Below are 20,744 nucleotides of genomic sequence, written 5' to 3' on the forward strand. Positions count from 1 at the left end.
CTAACGTTCCGTCCTCTCTTCCCCTACAATGCGCGCATTGCATTCATACAATTTATGACCAACAGGGGTTATGATGAAACCAACCACCATCGCCTTGCTGCAGAAATGCAAACAGGAAAAGAAACGCTTCGCCACCATCACCGCCTACGACTACAGTTTTGCCAAACTGTTCGCTGACGAAGGCATTAACGTGATGCTGGTTGGCGACTCCCTGGGGATGACCGTTCAGGGTCATGATTCCACCCTGCCTGTGACCGTTGAAGATATCGCCTACCACACCCGCGCCGTCCGTCGCGGCGCGCCGAACTGCCTGCTGCTGTCTGACCTGCCGTTTATGGCTTACGCCACGCCGGAGCAAACCTTCGAAAATGCCGCTACGGTCATGCGTGCCGGCGCCAATATGATCAAAATTGAAGGCGGCGCATGGCTTGCCGATACCGTCAAAATGCTGGCCGAGCGCGCGGTGCCGGTCTGCGGGCATCTGGGGTTAACCCCGCAGTCGGTAAACGTGTTCGGCGGCTACAAAGTTCAGGGCCGCGGCGACGCCGGGCAGGTACTGCTGGATGACGCGCTGGCGCTGGAAACCGCGGGCATACAGCTGCTGGTGCTGGAGTGCGTGCCGGTTGCGCTGGCAAAACGTGTGACGGAGGCGCTGTCAATTCCGGTTATCGGGATTGGCGCAGGTAACGTCACCGACGGGCAGATCCTGGTGATGCACGACGCCTTTGGTATTACCGGCGGCCACATTCCAAAGTTTGCCAAAAATTTCCTTACCGAAGCGGGCGACATGCGTGCCGCAGTACGGCAGTATATTGCCGAAGTGGAGTCCGGTGTTTATCCGGGTGAAGAACACAGTTTCCATTAATTTATCTGCCTGCACGCCATTACGCCGGATGACGGCGGGCGCTACGCGTGCGGTTGTAGAATGTAGGCCGGATAAGACGCTTTGCGTCGCCATCCGGCAAAACGCCTGATAGCGCTACGCTTATCAGGCCTACAAACTACAGACCCTCAGAACTTAAGGAGTCTTGTTGTGTTAATTATTGAAACCCTGCCGCTGCTACGTCAGCACATTCGCCGTCTGCGTCAGGAAGGCAAACGCGTCGCGTTGGTCCCGACCATGGGCAACCTGCACGACGGTCATATGACGCTGGTTGACGAGGCCAAAGCCCGTGCCGATGTGGTGGTGGTGAGTATTTTCGTTAACCCAATGCAGTTCGACCGCCCGGAAGATTTAGCCCGCTATCCACGCACCCTGCAGGATGACTGCGAAAAGCTGAATAAGCGCAAAGTCGACTTCGTGTTTGCTCCGTCAGAAAAAGAAATTTACCCGCAGGGCCTGGAAGGCCAGACCTTTGTTGATGTCCCCGGTCTCTCCACCATGCTGGAAGGCGCCAGCCGCCCGGGCCATTTCCGCGGCGTGTCGACCATCGTCAGCAAACTGTTCAACCTGATCCAGCCGGATCTCGCCTGCTTTGGTGAGAAAGACTTCCAGCAGCTGGCGCTGATTCGCAAAATGGTGGCCGATCTCGGCTACGACATTGAGATCGTCGGCGTGCCGATCATCCGCGCCAAAGATGGTCTGGCGCTGAGCTCACGCAACGGTTACCTGACCGCGGAGCAGCGGAAAATTGCGCCGGGTCTGTACAAGGTATTGAGCCGCGTAGCCGAGAAGCTGAAAGCCGGTGAACGTGACCAGGGCGAGATGATTGCTATCGCCGAGCAGGAGCTGAACGAAAAAGGCTTCCGCGCCGATGATATCCAGATCCGCGACGCCGACACCCTGCTCGACCTGACCGACAGCAGCAAACGCGCGGTGATCCTGATGGCCGCGTGGCTGGGCCAGGCGCGGCTTATCGATAACAAAATCGTTGAGCTAAGCTAAGCGGCCTGCACTGGCGCTGACCCGGGTTAGCGCCAGTCAATTAGCTGCTCAACCTCAAGAAGCGATAGCGTGGTCATCTGCGCGACATCCTCGTGCGCCATCCCCTTTTTCAGCATACGGCGGGCAATAATACGGCGTTCTTCTGATTGGCCTTCGCGCGTGCCCTGCGCCACGTCCTTTTGCATCCCCTGTTCTTCAAGCCATTGTGCGAGCGTCTGCATCGTTTTCTCCTTAGGCATCCTGTTCGTCAGCTCCCTGAAAAATACGGTTGGTTTATGTGTCGTACCGCTTTGCAACATATAGTTTAGCAGCGTGACTAGCTGGCTATCGGTAGTGTACTCCGCGTGCAAAAGCGTTACCAGCGGCTCCAGTAACCCCATTAAATCTCGCTGCCGAATGTGCTTTTGCAACAGCTCAAGTATCGCGACTCGCCGGTGTTGCATGATGTCATCATCGGGAATAACGGTGATGTCGACCAGCGGGAAAGGCTGACTGTATAGCCTTCCGGCCAGCGTCGATGAGGCAAACATATCCAGCCAGCACAGGGAAAACGGGTAAGGACTCACTTTCCCCTGATAAAACAAAATGGGGATCACCAGAGGAAGCTGCTCGTTCCCGGCTTCAAGGTGGCGATGCATAGCGGCAATCGCGTAACGGATCATACGAAAGGCCATTTTTTTATCCGGAGAACTTTGGTGTTCAATGAGAACATGAAGGTAGCCGTCGTTCCCCTGCATTTGCAGCGAATACAGAACATCGCTGTATTGTGCTCTCAGATCGTCTTCGATAAAGGTTCCCGACTCGAGCTGAAGCGTGCTCAGGTCGCAAATCTCACGTAGCTCTGCGGGCAGGTGAATATCCAGAAAATCACGCGCCGTTTCCGGGTGCATCAAAAATTGTTTGAATACCGCATCGTGCGGTGCGTTGGTAGAAGGTTCCATCATCCTGACCTGTCCAGTCATCCTGAAGGCCAGTATCCGCACGCCAATACTCGGGGTCAGCGCCGTATTTAGGCTTTTACGAGGCGGGCAGAGGAAAAAAACAACGCGTTACAACGGTTGTAAAACTTTCTGCCAGGCATTACGCAAACTGTATGAAGAAACAACACCAGATGTGTAGACACTCAACAAAAATCGGGCAATACTGCCTGCGAAATTCCTCAAGGCAGTCGTGAACTGCTTTGTTTCCGCTAAGAATTAAAGGTAGACGCTATGATTCGCACTATGCTGCAGGGCAAACTCCACCGCGTGAAAGTGACGCATGCCGACCTGCACTACGAAGGCTCCTGCGCCATCGACCAGGACTTCCTTGACGCTGCCGGTATCCTGGAAAACGAAGCCATTGATATCTGGAACGTGAACAACGGTAAACGTTTTTCCACCTACGCCATTGCGGCGGAGCGCGGCTCTAAAATCATCTCTGTTAACGGCGCGGCAGCGCATAACGCCGACGTGGGCGATATTGTGATTATCGCTAGCTTTGTCACCATGTCTGACGAAGAAGCACGCACCTGGCGTCCGAACGTCGCCTACTTTGAAGGCGACAACGAAATGAAACGTACCGCCAAAGCGATTCCGGTTCAGGTTGCCTGATCCTCTCTGGCGTTCCGCGCCCGCGGAGCGCCAGCTTATCCCTGCGGCTGATTGCTGATAAGCCGCGACATCGTCTCCAGCGAATCCGTGCGCAATATATACAGTCTTTTGAGCAGCATTGGGTTGTCACCCGGTTTCACCTTGCCTTTCACCGTCGTCACTGCCAAATGAAAACCGGCGTCGCTTGCGGCTTTCACCGCCGTGGCGTTATAGCCGCCGAACGGGTAGGAAAGATACAGTACGTGCGGATTAAACTGCGCGAGCGCCCGTCGGGAACGCTCGAAATCAAAAAGAATATTGTGATAGCTTCGGCTCAGCAGAATCGGACGTCGATAGCCATCCACGCGATGCAGGAAGTGGGTGTGTGACTGAAAATCAAAGACATCTTTAATTTCTTCCAGCTCGGACACGCTCATAAACTGCAGCGATTTCGGCGCCCACTTCTGCGGGTGACGCTTGATGCGCGACGAGATAATAAACGCCGTCGCCTTAAAGCCGTACTGCTTGAGCACCGGGTAGGCATAGCGGCTGACCGACTTCAGACCGTCATCAAAAGTAATCGCCACCGCGCGCGCCGGCAGATTAGCGCGGTTGTGGAGATAATCTTCCAGTTGATAGAGCGTCAGCGTGGTGTAGCCCATATCGCGCAGCCAGGTCATCTGGTTACTGAATGCCCGCACCGACGTGGTGGTAGAGGTATGGCGGAAGCGGGTGTTTTCTTCGTCACGCAGGATATGGTGGTAAGTGATCACCGGAATGCCGTTATCCGGCTGAGCGTCCAGCGCGCTGATGTAAGCCAACCGCCCGCCGATACGAATCTGATACCAGGTCTGATTCAGCCGGTCTTTTAGCTTGTTAAGAATCGGGTAGCGCAGGTTATCCGCCAGCGTCCCAAACGGCGCGCTGCCCGCGTCCGGCGCGTTGTACACCGGCGTATCTTTCCAGGTGATCAGATTCTGGTTGCTGAGCGGCTTATTCAGATCGCCTAAGCCATCCTCTACCCGCTGACGACCCTGCACCGGTTCAAGATGGCCTTTATCGATAAACCCCTTGCCGAAGCCAAAGCTGAAGGTGTCGTAATCTTCGACGTCGGGTTCAACGGCAATAATTTGCCCGGCGCGCAGGTTGCCAACGGTCATGGTTTTATTACCGATGCGCGCCCAGATCGCCGCATCCTCGGTGGTTTGCATATAGCGCACGGGTAATGCGGCGCTAACGCCGCCGGCGAGGAACAGCAGAACAAAAACAACAGCACGTATAGCCATGAGCAATAACCGAAGCGGGAACCGACTTCATTATTGTAACAAAAGCGACATCAATACCAATGTTTACGGCTTATACAAATCGTGGAGCAGCACAAAGGGCGGATTTTTTTGCTGCTGATGCCACAGGCTGGTGACGCCGGGCGACCCTTGGGCAACGATGCGATCGCGAAAGTCGCCGCTGCTGAGGGATTCCCGCAGGGGAATCATCGACTCAATCGATGAGTAGTGAACACCGGCAATCACCTCGCAGCCGCTGTGCTTATGACTCATCAGCGAGGCCACGCGATAAGGCGCCGCGCCGGCGTTATCGGTCAGAAAAATGACGCCGTCGCCGGAGTCGGTTTGATGCAGCGCATCGCACATCATGCGGCTTAGCATATTGGCGCTGAGCCCACGCCAGTAGTTTACCGCCCGGCACTGCGGCAGCGGCCCGAATTTTTTTTCCAGACGATCCAGCAGTTCCTGTGCGCGATCGTCGTGGCAGGATATCACCCAACCTAACATAGCTTGCCTCCTTAGCAGGCAAGTAGTTTAGCGGAGTGATAGATAAAGGGGGGTGATGACTGTCAAAGAACGCGTCCCGGCAGGTATCACCTGCCGGGAAATCAAACAAATCAGCTGCGCAGACCGCGCCCGCGCTGGATGAGATACCAGCACAGCAGGTAGAAGGCGAGGATAAACACCACCAGCACGCCGAAGGTAGTGACCAGCGGCACATCGTTAATGCCGAGGAAACCGTAGCGGAACCCGCTGATCATATAGACGATGGGGTTCAGGTGCGACAGCCCCTGCCAGAACGGCGGCAGCAGCGTCAGCGAATAGAACACCCCACCGAGGTAGGTCAGCGGCGTCAGCACAAAGGTCGGGATCAGGCTGATGTCATCGAAGGTTTTCGCAAACACGGCGTTCAGCAGGCCCGCCAGCGAGAACAGAATCGCCGTCAGCACCAGCGTCAGGGCAACAAATACCCACGAATGCACCTGGAACGGGACGAAGAACAGCGACACGGCGGTGACCAGAATCCCCACGCACAGACCGCGCGCTACGCCGCCGCCGACAAAGCCCGCGATAATCACGTGCGTTGGCACCGGCGCAACCAGCAGCTCTTCAATGTTACGCTGAAACTTGGCGCTGAAGAATGACGAGGCCACGTTGGCATAGGCGTTGGTGATAACCGCCATCATGATCAGCCCCGGCACGATAAACTGCATATAGCTAAAGCCGTGCATCTCGCCAATACGTGAACCAATCAGATTACCAAAGATAATAAAGTACAGCGTCATGGTGATGACCGGCGGCACCAGCGTCTGTACCCAGATACGCATAAAGCGATGGATCTCTTTCGCCCAGATGCTTTTCAGCGCGATCCAGTAAAGCTGCATCATGCGCGATCTCCTTGTTTTTCATGAACCAGCGAAACAAACAGTTCTTCCAGACGGTTCGCTTTGTTACGCATACTCAGCACCTGGATGCCCTGGGCACTCAGTTGGCTGAAGACGCTGTTAATCCCCTGCTCGCGCAGCACTTCCACTTCCAGCGTTGAGGTATCGACCAGGTTATACCGGTAGCCCTCAAGCTGCGGCAGCGGGCTTTTTGGCGCCAGGTCAAGAATAAAGGTTTCCGATTTCAGCTTAGACAGCAGCGCCTTCATCGAGGTGTTCTCCACCAGCTCACCGCGCTGGATGATGCCGATATTACGGCACAGCATTTCTGCCTCTTCCAGATAGTGGGTGGTGAGGATAATGGTGGTGCCTTTGTCGTTAAGATCTTTCAGGAAGCCCCACATCGAACGACGCAGTTCGATATCCACACCAGCGGTCGGCTCATCGAGAATCAGCAGCTTGGGCTCATGCATCAGCGCGCGGGCAATCATCAGGCGGCGCTTCATACCGCCGGAGAGCATCCGCGCACGTTCGTTGCGTTTTTCCCACAGATCGAGCTGCTTGAGGTATTTTTCGCTGCGGAGCACCGCTTCTTTGTGTTCAACACCGTAGTAACCCGCCTGGTTCACCACAATTTGCTGCACGGTTTCAAACGGGTTGAAGTTGAACTCCTGCGGCACCAGCCCGAGCTGGCGCTTAGCGTTAACCACGTCCTTTTGCAGGTCGTAGCCAAATACGCTCACCCGCCCGGAGGTTTTATTCACCAACGAGCTGATGATGCCGATGGTGGTGGATTTACCCGCGCCGTTCGGCCCCAGAAGCGCGTAAAAATCGCCGGCCTCAACTTTCAGATCGATCCCACGCAGCGCCTGAACGCCGCCCGGATAGGTCTTTGTCAGTTGCTCTAATTCCAGTGCAATGGTCATAGATTGTCGCTTACCTTACATTCTGATACTTGATATTTACTCTAAGTCATTCTAGTTACAGCAAGGCGGCGACGCAGCGAATCCTCAGGAACGTACACCAGTACGTGACTGGGGTGAGCGAGGAAAGCCAACGCCGCTGTAAATCGAAGTACGACGAGTATTTAGTTTTAATAAATCAGGAGTTGCCCTATATTAGCCCAACGCACTTCAATTGGTTACAAGCCTCCATGAAAGACATAGATACACTCATCAGCAACAACGCACTATGGTCAAAAATGCTGAGAGAAGAGGATCCCGGATTTTTTGCGACGCTATCGCAAGCGCAAAAACCCCGCTTTTTATGGATAGGGTGTTCCGACAGCCGCGTCCCTGCTGAACGTTTAACCGGGCTTGAGCCTGGCGAATTGTTTGTTCACCGTAACGTAGCCAACCTTGTTATTCACACCGACCTTAACTGCCTTTCTGTGGTGCAGTATGCCGTTGATGTGCTGGAAGTTGAACACATTATTATCTGCGGCCACTATGGCTGCGGCGGCGTACAGGCGGCGGTTGAAAACCCGGAGCTGGGCTTAATCGATAACTGGCTGCTGCACATTCGCGATATCTGGTTCAAACATAGCTCATTGCTTGGCGAGATGCCGCCGGAGCGTCGCATGGACACATTATGCGAGCTAAATGTGATGGAGCAGGTGTACAACCTGGGCCATTCGACAATTATGCAATCGGCGTGGAAACGCGGCCAGAAGGTGATGATTCACGGCTGGGCCTATGGTATTCATGACGGCCTGCTGCGCGATCTCGACGTTACGGCAGTCAGCCGTGAAACCCTGGAGCAGCGTTACCGCCACGGGATTTCCAACCTCAAGTTAAAGCACATCAATCATAAGTAGTGCAGGGATGGGCGGGTGACGGCAGTGCCTTACCCGGCCTACCGACCTGCGCCGTTGGTATTGCCGGGTGGCGGCTGCGCCTTACCCGGCCTACGTCGCAGGTTGTAGGCCTGATAAGCGAAGCGCCATCAGGCGCTCCCGCAGATTACTCGTCTAACATCACCACTTTGCCAACATACGGCAGATGACGATAGCGCTGGGCGTAGTCGATACCGTAGCCCACCACGAATTCGTCAGGAATGGCGAAGCCCACAAACTCAACCGGCACGTCCACTTCACGGCGGGACGGTTTGTCCAGCAGCGTGCAGATAGCCAGCGACTTCGGCTCACGCAGGCTCAGAATCTCGCGCACTTTCGACAGCGTATTGCCTGAATCGATAATGTCTTCGACGATCAGCACGTCTTTCCCACGGATGTCTTCATCCAGGTCTTTGAGGATCTTCACGTCGCGGGTGGTAGACATACCGCTGCCATAGCTGGATGCCGTCATGAAATCGACTTCGTGCGGTACCTGCACTTCACGGCAGAGATCGGCCATGAACATGAATGAACCGCGCAGCAAACCCACCAGTACCATTTCGCTGCCGCTATCTTTATAGCGTTCGTTAATCTGACGACCCAGTTCGGCGATACGCGCTTTGATCTCCGCTTCCGGGATCATCACTTCAACAGTATGTTTCATTTAACTAACCACATGATTTTAAATGTAAATCACTCAACCTGTTAACCAGAGCCGCGAGGTTGATCAGCAAGCGGGAAAGTATACCAGCAAAACGATTCAGGCGGTTAATTGGATAATAAAGCTCATTTTGTGATTTCGATCACACTTGTTAAATCCTATAATCAAATGAAAGCAATAATTAACAAACAAACGGACACCTTTCTATGGCTGAAACAAACTATCAACAACCCCGGCTGCTCGCGAGGCTCACCGCCCTCTTCGCGGCATTTTGTAGCCTGTATCTTCTGATAGGCGGCGTCTGGCTGGTCGCGATTGGCGGCTCCTGGTACTACCCCATCGCTGGGCTGGTCATGCTGGCCGTCACCGTATTGCTGTGGCGCGGCAAACGCTCAGCGCTATGGCTGTACGCCGCGCTGCTGCTGGCAACGCTGATCTGGGGCGTATGGGAAGTCGGCTTTGACTTCTGGGCGCTCACGCCACGCAGCGACGTGCTGGTGATCTTCGGCGTATGGCTGATTCTGCCATTCGTCTGGCGTCGCCTGCCCGTGCCGTCCAGCGGCGCGGTGGGCGCGCTGGTGGTGGCGCTGCTGATCAGCGCCGGTATTCTGACCTGGGCCGGGTTTAACGATCCGCAGGAAGTGAACGGCACCCTGAACGCCGACGCCACGCCTGCTGAACCTATCTCTCAGGTCGCCGACCAGGACTGGCCAGCTTATGGCCGTAATCAGGAAGGCCAGCGCTTCTCGCCGCTCAAGCAGATTAACGCCGACAACGTGCATAATCTGAAAGAAGCCTGGGTGTTCCGCACCGGCGATCTGAAGCAGCCGAACGATCCGGGTGAAATTACTAACGAGGTGACGCCGATCAAAATCGGCAACATGCTGTACCTGTGTACTGCCCACCAGCGCCTGTTCGCACTGGATGCGGCCACCGGTAAAGAGAAGTGGCACTTCGACCCGCAGCTGGGCACCGACCCAAGCTTCCAGCACGTGACCTGCCGCGGCGTGTCTTATCACGAAGCGACGGCGGCGAACGCCTCGCCTGACGTGGTATCCGACTGCCCGCGTCGTATCATTCTTCCGGTTAACGACGGGCGTATTTTTGCCCTCAACGCCGACACCGGTAAGCTGTGCGAATCCTTTGCCAACAAAGGCATTCTGAACCTGCAAACCGACATGCCGGTCACTACGCCGGGGATGTACGAACCGACTTCACCGCCGATTATCACCGATAAAGTGATTGTGATTGCCGGTGCGGTAACCGATAACTTCTCTACCCGTGAGCCGTCTGGCGTCATTCGTGGTTTTGACGTCAACAGCGGCGAGCTGCTGTGGGCCTTTGACCCGGGTGCGAAAGATCCGAACGCGCTGCCGCAGCCAGGACAGCACTACACCTTTAACTCGCCGAACTCCTGGGCCCCGGCGGCCTACGACGCGAAGCTGGATCTGGTGTATCTGCCGATGGGCGTGACCACGCCTGACATCTGGGGCGGCAACCGTACGCCAGAGCAGGAACGCTATGCGAGCTCGATTGTGGCGCTCAATGCCACCACCGGTAAGCTTGCCTGGAGCTACCAGACCGTTCACCACGATCTGTGGGATATGGATATGCCGTCCCAGCCGACGCTGGCGGATATTACCGTAGACGGTAAAACGGTGCCGGTTATCTATGCGCCGGCGAAAACCGGTAACATCTTCGTACTGGATCGCCGTAACGGCGAGTTGGTTGTGCCAGCACCGGAAAAACCGGTTCCTCAGGGCGCAGCCAAAGGCGACTACGTCAGCAAAACCCAACCGTTCTCCGATCTGAGCTTCCGTCCGAAGAAAGATCTGACCGGCGCGGACATGTGGGGCGCCACCATGTTCGACCAGCTGGTGTGCCGCGTGATGTTCCATCAGCTGCGCTATGAAGGCATCTTCACCCCGCCGTCTGAGCAGGGTACGCTGGTGTTCCCGGGTAACCTGGGGATGTTCGAATGGGGCGGTATCTCCGTCGACCCGAATCGCCAGGTGGCCATCGCCAACCCAATGGCGCTGCCGTTTGTCTCGAAGCTGATTCCACGCGGCCCGGGTAACCCGATGGAACCGCCGAAAGATGCGAAATCCAGCGGTACTGAGTCCGGTATTCAGCCGCAGTACGGCGTGCCGTTTGGCGTGACCCTGAACGCGTTCCTGTCGCCGTTTGGCCTGCCGTGTAAACAACCTGCCTGGGGTTATATCTCAGCGCTGGATCTGAAAACCAACGAAGTGGTGTGGAAAAAACGTTTAGGTACGCCGCAGGATAGCCTGCCGTTCCCGCTGCCGGTTCCGCTGCCGTTCAATATGGGTATGCCGATGCTGGGCGGCCCGATCTCCACCGCGGGTAACGTGCTGTTTATCGCAGCGACCGCCGATAACTATCTGCGCGCTTATAACATGAGCAACGGTGAAAAACTGTGGCAGGGACGTTTGCCAGCAGGCGGTCAGGCAACGCCAATGACCTATGAAGTGGATGGCAAACAGTACGTGGTGATCTCCGCAGGCGGTCACGGTTCGTTTGGTACGAAAATGGGCGACTATATCGTGGCCTATGCGCTGCCGGATGACGTGAAGTAACGCGAAGTGAGTCGATGTGCCGGATGGTGGCTTCCGCCTCATCCGGCTTACAACGTGGCGACGTGATATACCGCATGCCATCGCTTTGTAGCCCGGATAAGCGCTAGCGCCATCCTGCATTTCTTGCCCCAAAAAAAAGCCACCATGCCCAACGGTATGGTGGCTTTTCAATTGGTAAGCGCGTTATTTATCGAATTTCAGCGACAGCAGCGACGCTTTGGCCGCGCTTTGATACTGCTCGACCAAATCCTGGGTCATGTTAAATGCGACCTGTACCGCCTTACCATCCTGAGACGTAATCAGCATCAGGTTGAGAATTTCACTGTCCGGCGCCTGAACGCTAAAAGTCAGGATCCAGGCCTTGTGCCCATCAACCGTTACCGCTTCTGCTTTCGGCTTCAGCGTTTCCATCATCTTGAGCATCACATCTTTGAATTCATCGATTTTATCCGCCGGTAACGGATTACGCCCGGCTGTGATCCCCAAAGACGCTTTGCCTTTTTCATCACCATAAATAACCTGCGGACGGTTTTCCGACGGGTATTTTACCTTCGCCATCTCTTCTGACATTGGCGACATGCTGGTAGGAATTTCAATGCTCAGTTTTAACTCGGGTACCGCTTTACGCTCAAGCATCATCCCCGCAGTGGCGGAAAACGTCACGAATAACGCCAGGCAGGCGACGGTTACTTTACGAAAAAAATCCATTTTTACCTCATACTTGAAGTCCACGCAAAATTGCGCCTCAAGTATATTCTTCTGCCACGCAACGAGATGAATAACGGACGCTTTTTCAGAAAAGCGCCCGGTCCGAATCCATAACGTTTAACAGAGATTATGCGGTGGTAAACCCGAGCATCATCCCCGTGTCTTCATGCTCCAGCAGGTGGCAGTGCGCCATATACGCCTGCTCTTTTGTCGCCTCGTGGTCGAATTTCACCAGCACTTCGCTGACGCCGCCTTCTACTCGTACCGTATCTTTCCAGCCCGTTCGGTGCGCCGCCGGTGACTGGCCGTTTTCTCGCAGAATACGGAACTGGGTACCGTGAATATGGAACGGATGCAGCATCATGTCGCCCTCGCCGGAAATCACCCAGCGCTCAAATTTCCCCTTTTCCGCCGCAAACATCGGCTGGTTCATATCGAAGGCTTTACCATTGATCTTATTGGCATTGTGGAAATCGAACTTGCCGCCACCGTGCTGCATGTGGCCCATATTGCCGTGGTCCATCTTCATCCCGCCATGATCCATCATACTGCCGTGATCCATCCCACTCATCGCCTGATTGCCGTACTTCTGCATCAGCGCCTGCATCCCCATCATATCGAGCATCGGGTCCATGGAGAGCTGAAGCTTACGCTCGGTGAGACCCTCCAGCGACGGCAGCGCTGGCATCGTAGCCAGCGTATCCGGCAGCGTACCGGAGCCGGGAATACCAATGGGCTGAATATGCAGCACCGGCATTGCCTTATCGAACGGCGCAACCGCCATGCCCATCTGGGTCACCGGTAACGTCAGCAGGTCGAACGGTTTACCGTCGCGCACGTCGACCAGCACCTCAAAGCGCTCACCCATCAACAGCGGCAGTTCGCTGACCTTAACCGGCTCGGCCAGCAGGCCGCCGTCGCTGGCCACCACGTATAGCGGGCGTTTATCGCTGGCGGCCAGCGTCAACGAGCGGGCGTTACAACCGTTCAGCAAACGCAAACGCAGCCAGCCGCGCGGCGGCGCATGCTGTGGGAAAGGCGCGCCGTTGGTCAGCAGCGTATCGCCAAACCAGCCAACCGCAGCGCTCATCACGTCGAGCTGATAGTCTATCTCACCGGCCGCAGTAAATTTTTTGTCCTGCATAATCACCGGCACATCATCAATGCCCCACTGCTTTGGCAGCATCAGCTTCTGGCTATCTTCATCGTCAATCAGCACCAGCCCGGCCAGCCCCATCGCCACCTGATGCCCGGTTTTTCCATGCTGGTGCGGGTGGAACCAGCAGGTCGCCGCGCGCTGGGTGGGCGTAAAGCTCACCGTGCGGCTACCGCCGGGTGGAATAATCCCCTGAGGACCGCCGTCGACGTCGCCCGGCACCTCCAGCCCATGCCAGTGCACGGTGGTCTCCTCGGGCAAGTTGTTCTGCACGTTTACCGTCACCGGTTTCCACTGTTGCAGGCGAAGGGCCGGCCCTAGCAGGTTGCCGTTATAGCCCCAGGTGGTCGCCGCTTTTCCGGCAAACTGCGTCTTCCCCGCCTGCACGGTCAGCAGGATCTGGTTATTGGCGTCGGCGGTTAACAGCGGAGGGATCGCAAGCGTTGGGCGTTCGGCGGCAAACACCGCTCGGCTCCACAGCGGCAGGGCGCTGACAACGCCGACGGCGGCGCTGAATTTGAGAAAATCACGACGATGCATCGGTACATCCTTTTCGACTTTTGCTGATTATTTGAGCTTAAGCCTTCCCCCTACGGGAAGGTCAAGCGGAAAGCTATCAATAATGCTCCCCGTCGCATGGATAAGTATGTTAACGTTGAATATCGACGATGTAAGGTAGAAGAAATGAAGACGTTTTTCCGAACGGTGCTGCTTGGATCGCTGCTGGCGATGTCCAGCTCGAGTTATGCTTTAAGCGAGTCTGAAGCGGAAGATATGGCCGATTTAACGGCGGTATTTGTGTTCCTGAAAAATGACTGTGGCTACCAAAACCTGCCTAACACGCAAATTCGTCGCGCGCTGGTGTTCTTTGCCCAGCAGAACCAGTGGGATCTCAGCAATTATGACACCTTCAATATGAAGGCGCTGGGCGAAGACAGCTACCGCGATCTCAGCGGTATCGGCATCCCAACGGCCAAAAAATGCAAAGCGCTGGCGCGTGATTCGCTGAGCCTGCTGGCCTACGTGAAGTAAGGCTCAGAGCCCGATGGCGCTACGCTTATCGGGCCTATGTTTGGCAGTGTGCCGGGTAAGCGCAGCGCCACCCGGCACGCCGTAAACGCGAATTAACGCTGTTGTACAAACTCGCGGTACGCCGCAACAACCTGCAGGAAATCTTCTACGCCGCAAAGCGAGAGGCTCTCTTCGTCGTAGTAGCTCATCCCCTCTTCCATTTCGTCGCCGGAAAACTCCAGCTGGTTCGCGCGAACCATCACTTCTTCGCCGTCCATCCATAACGTATATTCATGCCCGGCGCGCTGCCAGGAACGTTCACTGCCTTTTACGGTGCGTGCAGCCTGTTCGACTTCATCCAGTAGCGAGAGGTTATCTTTCACCTCTTCATTGAACCAGTGACCGACCACCTCGTGGCCCATCGACATACGTACTTTTACCCCTCCGGTAACGTCGCGCAGAAATTCGTAATCCATGATCTGTTCCTCTACAAAGGCAATGCGTCACCGCTGCATTGTACCTATCTGTAATTATCGCAGCAGCGGGCCAGAAAAAAAGCACGCGAGCTAGAGGTGATGCAAATAAAAATGCGCTCACCGTCTGCTTGAGCGCATTATCATCAGCGTTCGGGCATTATTTCACCGCCGTTGCGCGCTTCAGGAAAAGAGCATCGCCGCCGAGGTAGCCAGCTCGGTATCGCCATCGCGGGCGCCGCTGACGCCAACCGCCCCCACGCTCTGCCCGTCAATCACCACCGCGACGCCGCCCTGAAGCGACGAGACGTCCGGCGTCGGCGGGAAATGAGGCCGATCGCGATGGCAGCCTGATGCCAACACGCGGGAAGGCGAGCCGAGCTGTACCGCCGCGCGGGCTTGTTCGATAGTGGCATTAATGGTCACGCCCGATGCGTTATCATCGCGCGCGAAGGCGATCAGCCCGCCGTGAATATCCACCACCGCCACGCTGACCGACTGCTGCTGCTTTACAGCCGTGACGAGAGCGTGTTTAACCATCTGACGCGCGGCAAATAGCGTCAGCTGCGGGCGCGGCCTGACCAGTTGAGAAAGGGTAATATCGGACATGGCAAACTCTCCTTCGGACAAGAAGCGAATTGAAATTATGAAGGAAATTGGCCTGCCGCACGGTCAAGAAATGTTGAGGGGAGCGTAAAAAGCAGTCAGCGATATTCAGGGCGGTATGGCGATACACGCGCGGATAAAAAAAGGCGAGTGCCGAAGCCCTCGCCTTAATATTACGCTAGCGCGGTTATACCGCGGTCTGGAAAATCACGCCATCGGCTTTCTCGGTGTACTGAGACAGCTGGTCGAAGTTCAGATAACGGTAGGTATCCACCGCCGTCTTATCTACCTGCGCGACATAGGTCTGGTACTCTTCCGGCGTCGGCAGTTTGCCGATCAGCGCCGCGACCGCCGCCAGCTCCGCAGAAGCCAGGTAGACGTTCGCCCCGGTCCCTAAACGGTTCGGGAAGTTACGGGTAGAGGTCGACACCACGGTTGAGTTGTCCGCCACGCGCGCCTGGTTACCCATACACAGGGAGCAGCCAGGGATCTCGATACGCGCACCGCTCTTACCAAACACGCTGTAGTAACCTTCTTCGGTCAGCTGAGCTGCGTCCATACGGGTTGGCGGAGCCACCCACAGGCGGGTCGGCAGCTGGCCTTTGTGGTTATCCAGCAGCTTACCGGCAGCACGGAAGTGGCCGATGTTGGTCATGCAGGAGCCGATGAACACTTCGTCAATCTTCTCGCCCTGCACGTCAGACAGCAGACGCGCGTCGTCCGGATCGTTTGGCGCGCACAGGATCGGCTCTTTAATGTCAGCCAGATCGATGTCGATCACCGCTGCGTATTCTGCATCCGCGTCAGCTTCCAGCAGTTCAGGGTTCGCCAGCCATTTTTCCATGCCCTGTACACGACGTTCCAGCGTACGACGGTCGCCGTAGCCTTCCGCGATCATCCACTTCAGCAGCACGATGTTGGAGGTCAGGTACTCAACGATTGGCTCTTTGTTCAGCTTGATGGTACAGCCCGCAGCGGAACGCTCTGCGGAAGCATCGGTCAGCTCGAACGCCTGCTCCACTTTCAGATCCGGCAGACCTTCGATTTCCAGGATGCGGCCAGAGAAGATGTTTTTCTTACCTTTCTTCTCAACGGTCAGCAGGCCCTGGCGAATCGCATACAGCGGGATCGCATGAACCAGGTCACGCAGTGTGATACCCGGCTGCATTTTGCCTTTGAAGCGTACCAGCACGGATTCCGGCATATCCAGCGGCATGACGCCGGTGGCCGCAGCAAACGCGACCAGGCCAGAGCCCGCCGGGAAGGAGATACCGATTGGGAAACGGGTATGGGAGTCACCGCCGGTACCCACGGTATCTGGCAGCAGCATACGGTTCAGCCAGGAGTGGATAACGCCGTCGCCCGGACGCAGCGAGACACCGCCACGGTTCATGATGAAGTCAGGCAGCGTGTGGTGCGTGGTCACGTCAACCGGCTTAGGATAGGCGGCAGTGTGACAGAAGGACTGCATCACCAGGTCAGAAGAGAAGCCCAGGCACGCCAGGTCTTTCAGTTCGTCGCGAGTCATTGGGCCGGTGGTATCCTGAGAACCTACGGAGGTCATCTTCGGTTCGCAGTACGCGCCCGGACGAATACCTTTCACGCCACAGGCGCGACCAACCATTTTCTGTGCCAGAGAGAAACCACGGCTGCTTTCTGCCACGTCTTTCGCCTGACGGAAGACGTCGCTGTGCGGCAGACCCAGCGCTTCGCGCGCTTTGGTGGTCAGGCCACGGCCGATGATCAGCGGGATACGGCCACCGGCACGTACTTCATCGATCAGCACGTCAGTTTTCAGCTCAAAGCTTGCCAGCAGTTCGCCGGTTTCGTGGTTACGCACTTCGCCTTTAAACGGGTAAACGTCAATGACATCGCCCATGTTCAGGTTGGAAACGTCGACTTCAATTGGCAGCGCGCCCGCATCTTCCATGGTGTTGAAGAAGATAGGTGCAATTTTGCCACCGAGGCACAGGCCGCCGCCGCGCTTGTTCGGCACGTGCGGAATGTCGTCGCCCATGAACCACAGCACGGAGTTGGTGGCGGATTTACGTGAAGAACCGGTACCGACAACGTCACCCACATACGCCAGCGGGAAACCCTTCTTCTGCAACTCTTCGATCTGTTTGATCGGCCCCACTGCGCCCGGCTGATCCGGGTTAATGCCTTCGCGGGCGTTTTTCAGCATCGCCAGCGCGTGCAGTGGGATATCCGGACGAGACCATGCGTCAGGTGCCGGAGACAGATCATCGGTGTTGGTTTCACCCGTCACTTTAAAGACGGTCACGGTGATTTTTTCAGCCAGCGCTGGGCGGTTCAGGAACCACTCGGCATCGGCCCAGGACTGAATAACCTGTTTAGCATAGACGTTGCCCGCTTTGGCTTTTTCTTCAACGTCATAGAAGTTGTCGAACATCAGCAGCGTGTGCGACAGCGCTTTAGCGGCAATCGGGGCCAGCTTAGCATCGTCAAGCGCATCAATCAGCGGGTGAATGTTGTAGCCGCCCTGCATGGTGCCGAGCAGTTCGATGGCTTTTTCTGGGGTAACCAGCGGGGAAGTGGCTTCGCCTTTCGCAACGGCGGCGAGGAAACCCGCTTTTACGTAGGCGGCTTCGTCAACGCCCGGCGGCACGCGATTAATTAACAGGTCTAACAGGAATTCTTCTTCGCCAGCAGGCGGGTTCTTCAGCAGCTCAACCAGCCCGGCCATTTGGGTTGCATCTAAGGGTTTGGCAACAATCCCAATGGCTGCACGCTCAGCTACGTGCTCACGGTATTCTTTTAGCACGACGGTATCTCCTCGCTCTCATTGTCATATGCGGTCGGCGATCTCTTCACGCTCCTGTGAGACAGCAGTTTGTAGGGTAAAAGCCCGGTACCGCGAGGGCCAGCATAGCAGGATTTCCGGGGACTGTTAATCCGTTTACAAAAAAGCAACATTAAATATTTGCTGAATCGTTAATGTTGATATAAGAGAGCAGAAAATCACGCATTTGAATGGGAAAAAACCATCTGTTAGCAGCCGTGTTAGATATTTTGTTATTAAAATATTACTTATACGTGACAACCACTTCAGGCCATAAATGTGCACAGGTGTAAGCTCCTGTCACAATTTCCCCGCATTGGCAGAAATCCCTACTTTAATCAAAAAACAAACAGCAGTCTCATTATACTCGCGGCATATTCGCTCCCTCACCCGGACTGCGTCGTTCCCTGGAGACTCACCATGAACTTGCCTTTTAAGCCCCACTATATTGCGCTGGTGTGCAGCGCCGGGCTGCTGGCGGCCGCCGGTACGCTGTATGTCAAAAGCCGCGAGCCCGCCGCGCCGGAAGCCACACCTGCACCGGTCGTTGCTACGGCATCGCCGGCCACTACGGCACCCACCTACACCGCCGCGCAAATCACCCAGTGGGTAGCGCCCATCGCGCTCTACCCTGACCCGCTGCTCTCACAGGTGCTGATGGCCGCCACCTACCCTGACAGCGTGTCCCAGGCGGTACAATGGTCAAAAGATCATCCCGGCCAGCAGGGCGATGCTGCGGTAAAAGCCGTTTCCGGGCAACCCTGGGACGTGAGCGTCAAGTCGCTGGTCGCCTTCCCGCAGCTGACGGGCATGATGGGTGAAGATCCCCAGTGGGTCACCAACCTCGGTAACGCTTTCCTGGCGCAACCGCAGGATGTGATAGATGCGGTGCAACAGCTCCGCCAGATGGCACAGCAAACCGGTTCGCTGAAGTCGACGCCGCAGCAAACGGTGACCGCCAGTAAACGTCCAACCCCTTCAGCCTCGGGAACGACGCACGCCGCCAGCAGCGCGCCAACGGTGATTAAGATTGAGCCAGCCAATCCGCAGGTCGTGTACGTGCCAAACTATAACCCGACGGTGGTTTACGGCAGCAGTTGGCCTTATACCGCCGCCCCACCGGTGTATCTGCCACCGCCCCCGGGGGAGCAGTTTGCCGACAGCTTTGTGCGCGGTTTTGGTTACAGCCTTGGCGTGGCAACCACCTACGCGATTTTCAGCAATATTGACTGGGATGATGACGATCGCCACCGCGATGACGATCATTACGATCACGGCGGCTACCAACATAATGGCGATAACATTAATATTAATGTAAATAATTTCAATAAAATAACGGGAAACAACCTGAGCGGTGAAACCCGCAACTGGCAGCATAATCCGGCCTACCGCGGTAATACACCTTATCCGAATAATACGGTAGCCAATCAGTTCCATCAGACCAACGTTGCCGGCGGCCTCAGCGCCACCCAGCACGCGGCACCCGATCGCGATACGCAGCGTCAGGCGGCGATACAGCAGCTCAATCAGCGTACTCATAGCAGCAGCAACGTACCGGACGCCACCGGCGCTCGAGATGCCCAACGTCGCGCCGCATCGCAGCAGCTTAACCATACCGTACAGCGCAGTAATTTCCGTGGCTATGACACCCCGGCCAGCCACACTGCAACGCGGAATTCGCCACCGCGCGGGAACGCGCAGCGCATCCCGTCATCGCATCCGCAACTGAGCGATACGCAGCGGCAAACGCTGCAAGCGCGTCGTGATGCCACGCACAGCAACGCATTCAGCGGCAATGAGAGTCGGGCCCCTTCCTGGCAATCGCAGCAGTTACGCGGGCTGGAGAGCCGTCGCGCTTCCGGCCTCGGCGGCGAGCAGCATAGCAGTGGCCTTGCTGAGCACCATGAGTTCCGTCGACGCTAAAGGATAACAAGATGAAAAAGCAGATACAGATAGCGCTGCTGGCGCTGGCGATGTCGCCGCTGATGGCATGGGCACAGCAGACGTTTTCCAACCCGGATCAAGCCGCCAGCGCGCTGGTTGAAGCGGTCTCCAGCAAAGACGACAGCGCCCTGAATCGCCTTTTTGGCGATAACTGGCAGCAGTTTTTACCGCCCGACGGCATAGACCAGGACGCCGTCGCCCGCTTTCTGCGCGACTGGCAGCTCGGCCACCGGATTGTCATGCAAAACAGCACCGCCTGGCTGGACGTCGGCAACGACGGCTGGCGGCTGCCCATCCCCATGGAAAAAGGCGACACCGGCTGGGCGTTTAACATCGCCGCCGGTGAGGATGAGATCCTGACCCGCGCCATTGGCCGCAACGAGCTTTCGGCCATTGCAGCGATGCACGCCTATGTCGATGCCCAGGAAGATTACTATCAGCTGAACCACGCCTGGGCGCAGAAAATTATCAGCAGCGATGGGAAAAAAGATGGCCTCTACTGGCCCATCAAGCCGGGAGAGAACCCGAGTCCGCTGGGGCCAAACTTCAGCCCCGCGATGCCGGGTGAAGGCTATCACGGCTACCATTACCGCATTATCGCCGACGGTGATAAGGGCGAAGTCGCCCTGCTGGCCTGGCCGGTTGAGTGGGGACAAACGGGCGTCATGAGCTTTATGGTCGATAAGACCGACCGAGTTTATGAAGCCAACTTAGGCGCGGAGACAGCGCAAAAAGCGCAGGCCATTACCCAGTTCTCGCCGGACTCCAGCGTCGGCTGGCAGGCGGTAGCAGAATAAAAAAAGCGGCCCTTGGGCCGCTTGTCTCAT

19 protein-coding genes are annotated in these 20,744 nt (G+C 56.3%); 8 read left to right on the top strand and 11 right to left on the bottom strand.

Going from position 1 to position 20,744, the window contains the following annotated elements:
* Positions 1–73: 73 nt before the first annotated feature.
* Positions 74–865, top strand: coding sequence for a 3-methyl-2-oxobutanoate hydroxymethyltransferase (panB, locus tag V6942_RS14430; RefSeq protein WP_333501409.1), 792 nt, complete (start codon positions 74–76; stop codon positions 863–865).
* A 168-nt stretch (positions 866–1,033) separates the two neighbouring features.
* On the top strand, positions 1,034–1,885 hold the full coding sequence (gene panC / locus V6942_RS14435; protein WP_106925489.1) for a pantoate--beta-alanine ligase: 852 nt from the start codon (positions 1,034–1,036) through the stop codon (positions 1,883–1,885).
* Between the two features lie 26 nt (positions 1,886–1,911).
* On the opposite strand, the gene V6942_RS14440 is transcribed toward panC, so the two are convergent.
* Positions 1,912–2,829 carry an Rpn family recombination-promoting nuclease/putative transposase gene (locus V6942_RS14440; RefSeq protein WP_333501393.1) on the bottom strand — a complete coding sequence of 306 codons (918 nt, stop codon included), beginning with the start codon at positions 2,827–2,829 and terminating at the stop codon, positions 1,912–1,914.
* A 267-nt stretch (positions 2,830–3,096) separates the two neighbouring features.
* On the opposite strand from V6942_RS14440, the gene panD reads away from it, so the two are divergent.
* A complete protein-coding gene (gene panD / locus V6942_RS14445; protein ID WP_035891933.1) occupies positions 3,097–3,477 on the top strand; it encodes an aspartate 1-decarboxylase in 381 nt (126 codons plus the stop codon).
* A 35-nt stretch (positions 3,478–3,512) separates the two neighbouring features.
* On the opposite strand, the gene V6942_RS14450 is transcribed toward panD, so the two are convergent.
* The 4 genes from V6942_RS14450 to V6942_RS14465 form a co-directional block, all read right to left on the bottom strand.
* Entirely contained in the window at positions 3,513–4,742 is a 1,230-nt protein-coding gene (locus V6942_RS14450) for a polysaccharide deacetylase family protein (RefSeq protein ID WP_106925485.1), read from the bottom strand.
* Positions 4,743–4,805: 63 nt separating this feature from the next.
* Positions 4,806–5,246 carry a PTS sugar transporter subunit IIA gene (locus V6942_RS14455; protein ID WP_333501394.1) on the bottom strand — a complete coding sequence of 147 codons (441 nt, stop codon included), beginning with the start codon at positions 5,244–5,246 and terminating at the stop codon, positions 4,806–4,808.
* A 110-nt stretch (positions 5,247–5,356) separates the two neighbouring features.
* The gene (locus tag V6942_RS14460) at positions 5,357–6,127 is read right to left on the bottom strand and encodes an ABC transporter permease (RefSeq protein ID WP_106925481.1); all 771 of its coding nucleotides are present in this window, start codon (positions 6,125–6,127) and stop codon (positions 5,357–5,359) included.
* Entirely contained in the window at positions 6,124–7,050 is a 927-nt protein-coding gene (locus V6942_RS14465; RefSeq protein WP_333501395.1) for an ABC transporter ATP-binding protein, read from the bottom strand. Before V6942_RS14465 ends, V6942_RS14460 begins: the two co-directional genes overlap by 4 nt.
* A gap of 227 nt (positions 7,051–7,277) precedes the next feature.
* Between V6942_RS14465 and can the strand changes: the two genes are divergently transcribed.
* Positions 7,278–7,940 (top strand): carbonate dehydratase, encoded by a 663-nt coding sequence (can, locus tag V6942_RS14470; protein ID WP_106925477.1) that lies wholly within the window; start codon positions 7,278–7,280, stop codon positions 7,938–7,940.
* Between the two features lie 145 nt (positions 7,941–8,085).
* On the opposite strand, the gene hpt is transcribed toward can, so the two are convergent.
* A complete protein-coding gene (gene hpt, locus V6942_RS14475; RefSeq protein ID WP_182928386.1) occupies positions 8,086–8,622 on the bottom strand; it encodes a hypoxanthine phosphoribosyltransferase in 537 nt (178 codons plus the stop codon).
* Positions 8,623–8,825: 203 nt separating this feature from the next.
* Between hpt and V6942_RS14480 the strand changes: the two genes are divergently transcribed.
* Positions 8,826–11,216, top strand: coding sequence for a glucose/quinate/shikimate family membrane-bound PQQ-dependent dehydrogenase (locus V6942_RS14480; protein WP_182966267.1), 2,391 nt, complete (start codon positions 8,826–8,828; stop codon positions 11,214–11,216).
* A 183-nt stretch (positions 11,217–11,399) separates the two neighbouring features.
* Here V6942_RS14480 and V6942_RS14485 read toward each other — a convergent pair whose 3' ends face one another.
* Complete coding sequence (locus V6942_RS14485) at positions 11,400–11,924, bottom strand: hypothetical protein (protein WP_106925641.1); 525 nt, start codon at positions 11,922–11,924, stop codon at positions 11,400–11,402.
* Positions 11,925–12,051: 127 nt separating this feature from the next.
* Complete coding sequence (gene cueO, locus V6942_RS14490; RefSeq protein WP_106925466.1) at positions 12,052–13,620, bottom strand: multicopper oxidase CueO; 1,569 nt, start codon at positions 13,618–13,620, stop codon at positions 12,052–12,054.
* 144 nt (positions 13,621–13,764) lie between these two features.
* On the opposite strand from cueO, the gene V6942_RS14495 reads away from it, so the two are divergent.
* Positions 13,765–14,112 (top strand): YacC family pilotin-like protein, encoded by a 348-nt coding sequence (locus V6942_RS14495; RefSeq protein WP_062772020.1) that lies wholly within the window; start codon positions 13,765–13,767, stop codon positions 14,110–14,112.
* Positions 14,113–14,204: 92 nt separating this feature from the next.
* On the opposite strand, the gene yacL is transcribed toward V6942_RS14495, so the two are convergent.
* The 3 genes from yacL to acnB form a co-directional block, all read right to left on the bottom strand.
* On the bottom strand, positions 14,205–14,567 hold the full coding sequence (yacL, locus tag V6942_RS14500) for a protein YacL (RefSeq protein ID WP_064547505.1): 363 nt from the start codon (positions 14,565–14,567) through the stop codon (positions 14,205–14,207).
* Between the two features lie 180 nt (positions 14,568–14,747).
* Positions 14,748–15,173: a heme-binding protein gene (locus tag V6942_RS14505; RefSeq protein ID WP_333501396.1), complete on the bottom strand. Its 426-nt coding sequence runs from the start codon at positions 15,171–15,173 to the stop codon at positions 14,748–14,750.
* Positions 15,174–15,357: 184 nt separating this feature from the next.
* Entirely contained in the window at positions 15,358–17,955 is a 2,598-nt protein-coding gene (acnB, locus tag V6942_RS14510) for a bifunctional aconitate hydratase 2/2-methylisocitrate dehydratase (RefSeq protein WP_106925462.1), read from the bottom strand.
* 438 nt (positions 17,956–18,393) lie between these two features.
* On the opposite strand from acnB, the gene V6942_RS14515 reads away from it, so the two are divergent.
* Both V6942_RS14515 and V6942_RS14520 read left to right on the top strand, forming a co-directional pair.
* Positions 18,394–19,896 carry a DUF3300 domain-containing protein gene (locus V6942_RS14515; protein WP_333501397.1) on the top strand — a complete coding sequence of 501 codons (1,503 nt, stop codon included), beginning with the start codon at positions 18,394–18,396 and terminating at the stop codon, positions 19,894–19,896.
* An 11-nt stretch (positions 19,897–19,907) separates the two neighbouring features.
* A complete protein-coding gene (locus tag V6942_RS14520) occupies positions 19,908–20,714 on the top strand; it encodes a DUF2950 family protein (protein ID WP_106925458.1) in 807 nt (268 codons plus the stop codon).
* Positions 20,715–20,744 lie beyond the last annotated feature (30 nt).

The sequence above is a fragment of the Kluyvera genomosp. 2 genome (genome assembly GCF_036759865.1).
Lineage (GTDB): Bacteria > Pseudomonadota > Gammaproteobacteria > Enterobacterales > Enterobacteriaceae > Kluyvera > Kluyvera ascorbata_B.

Bases quoted from the DNA above. Each gene is read 5' to 3' on its own strand.
- V6942_RS14465 (WP_333501395.1), bottom strand. From the start codon at position 7,050: ATGACCATTGCACTGGAATTAGAGCAACTGACAAAGACCTATCCGGGC.
- V6942_RS14505 (WP_333501396.1), bottom strand. From the start codon at position 15,173: ATGTCCGATATTACCCTTTCTCAACTGGTCAGGCCGCGCCCGCAGCTG.
- V6942_RS14480 (WP_182966267.1), top strand. From the start codon at position 8,826: ATGGCTGAAACAAACTATCAACAACCCCGGCTGCTCGCGAGGCTCACC.
- yacL (WP_064547505.1), bottom strand. From the start codon at position 14,567: ATGGATTACGAATTTCTGCGCGACGTTACCGGAGGGGTAAAAGTACGT.
- cueO (WP_106925466.1), bottom strand. From the start codon at position 13,620: ATGCATCGTCGTGATTTTCTCAAATTCAGCGCCGCCGTCGGCGTTGTC.
- V6942_RS14485 (WP_106925641.1), bottom strand. From the start codon at position 11,924: ATGGATTTTTTTCGTAAAGTAACCGTCGCCTGCCTGGCGTTATTCGTG.
- V6942_RS14440 (WP_333501393.1), bottom strand. From the start codon at position 2,829: ATGATGGAACCTTCTACCAACGCACCGCACGATGCGGTATTCAAACAA.
- V6942_RS14495 (WP_062772020.1), top strand. From the start codon at position 13,765: ATGAAGACGTTTTTCCGAACGGTGCTGCTTGGATCGCTGCTGGCGATG.
- can (WP_106925477.1), top strand. From the start codon at position 7,278: ATGAAAGACATAGATACACTCATCAGCAACAACGCACTATGGTCAAAA.
- hpt (WP_182928386.1), bottom strand. From the start codon at position 8,622: ATGAAACATACTGTTGAAGTGATGATCCCGGAAGCGGAGATCAAAGCG.
- V6942_RS14515 (WP_333501397.1), top strand. From the start codon at position 18,394: ATGAACTTGCCTTTTAAGCCCCACTATATTGCGCTGGTGTGCAGCGCC.
- V6942_RS14455 (WP_333501394.1), bottom strand. From the start codon at position 5,246: ATGTTAGGTTGGGTGATATCCTGCCACGACGATCGCGCACAGGAACTG.
- V6942_RS14450 (WP_106925485.1), bottom strand. From the start codon at position 4,742: ATGGCTATACGTGCTGTTGTTTTTGTTCTGCTGTTCCTCGCCGGCGGC.
- panD (WP_035891933.1), top strand. From the start codon at position 3,097: ATGATTCGCACTATGCTGCAGGGCAAACTCCACCGCGTGAAAGTGACG.
- panB (WP_333501409.1), top strand. From the start codon at position 74: ATGAAACCAACCACCATCGCCTTGCTGCAGAAATGCAAACAGGAAAAG.
- V6942_RS14460 (WP_106925481.1), bottom strand. From the start codon at position 6,127: ATGATGCAGCTTTACTGGATCGCGCTGAAAAGCATCTGGGCGAAAGAG.
- V6942_RS14520 (WP_106925458.1), top strand. From the start codon at position 19,908: ATGAAAAAGCAGATACAGATAGCGCTGCTGGCGCTGGCGATGTCGCCG.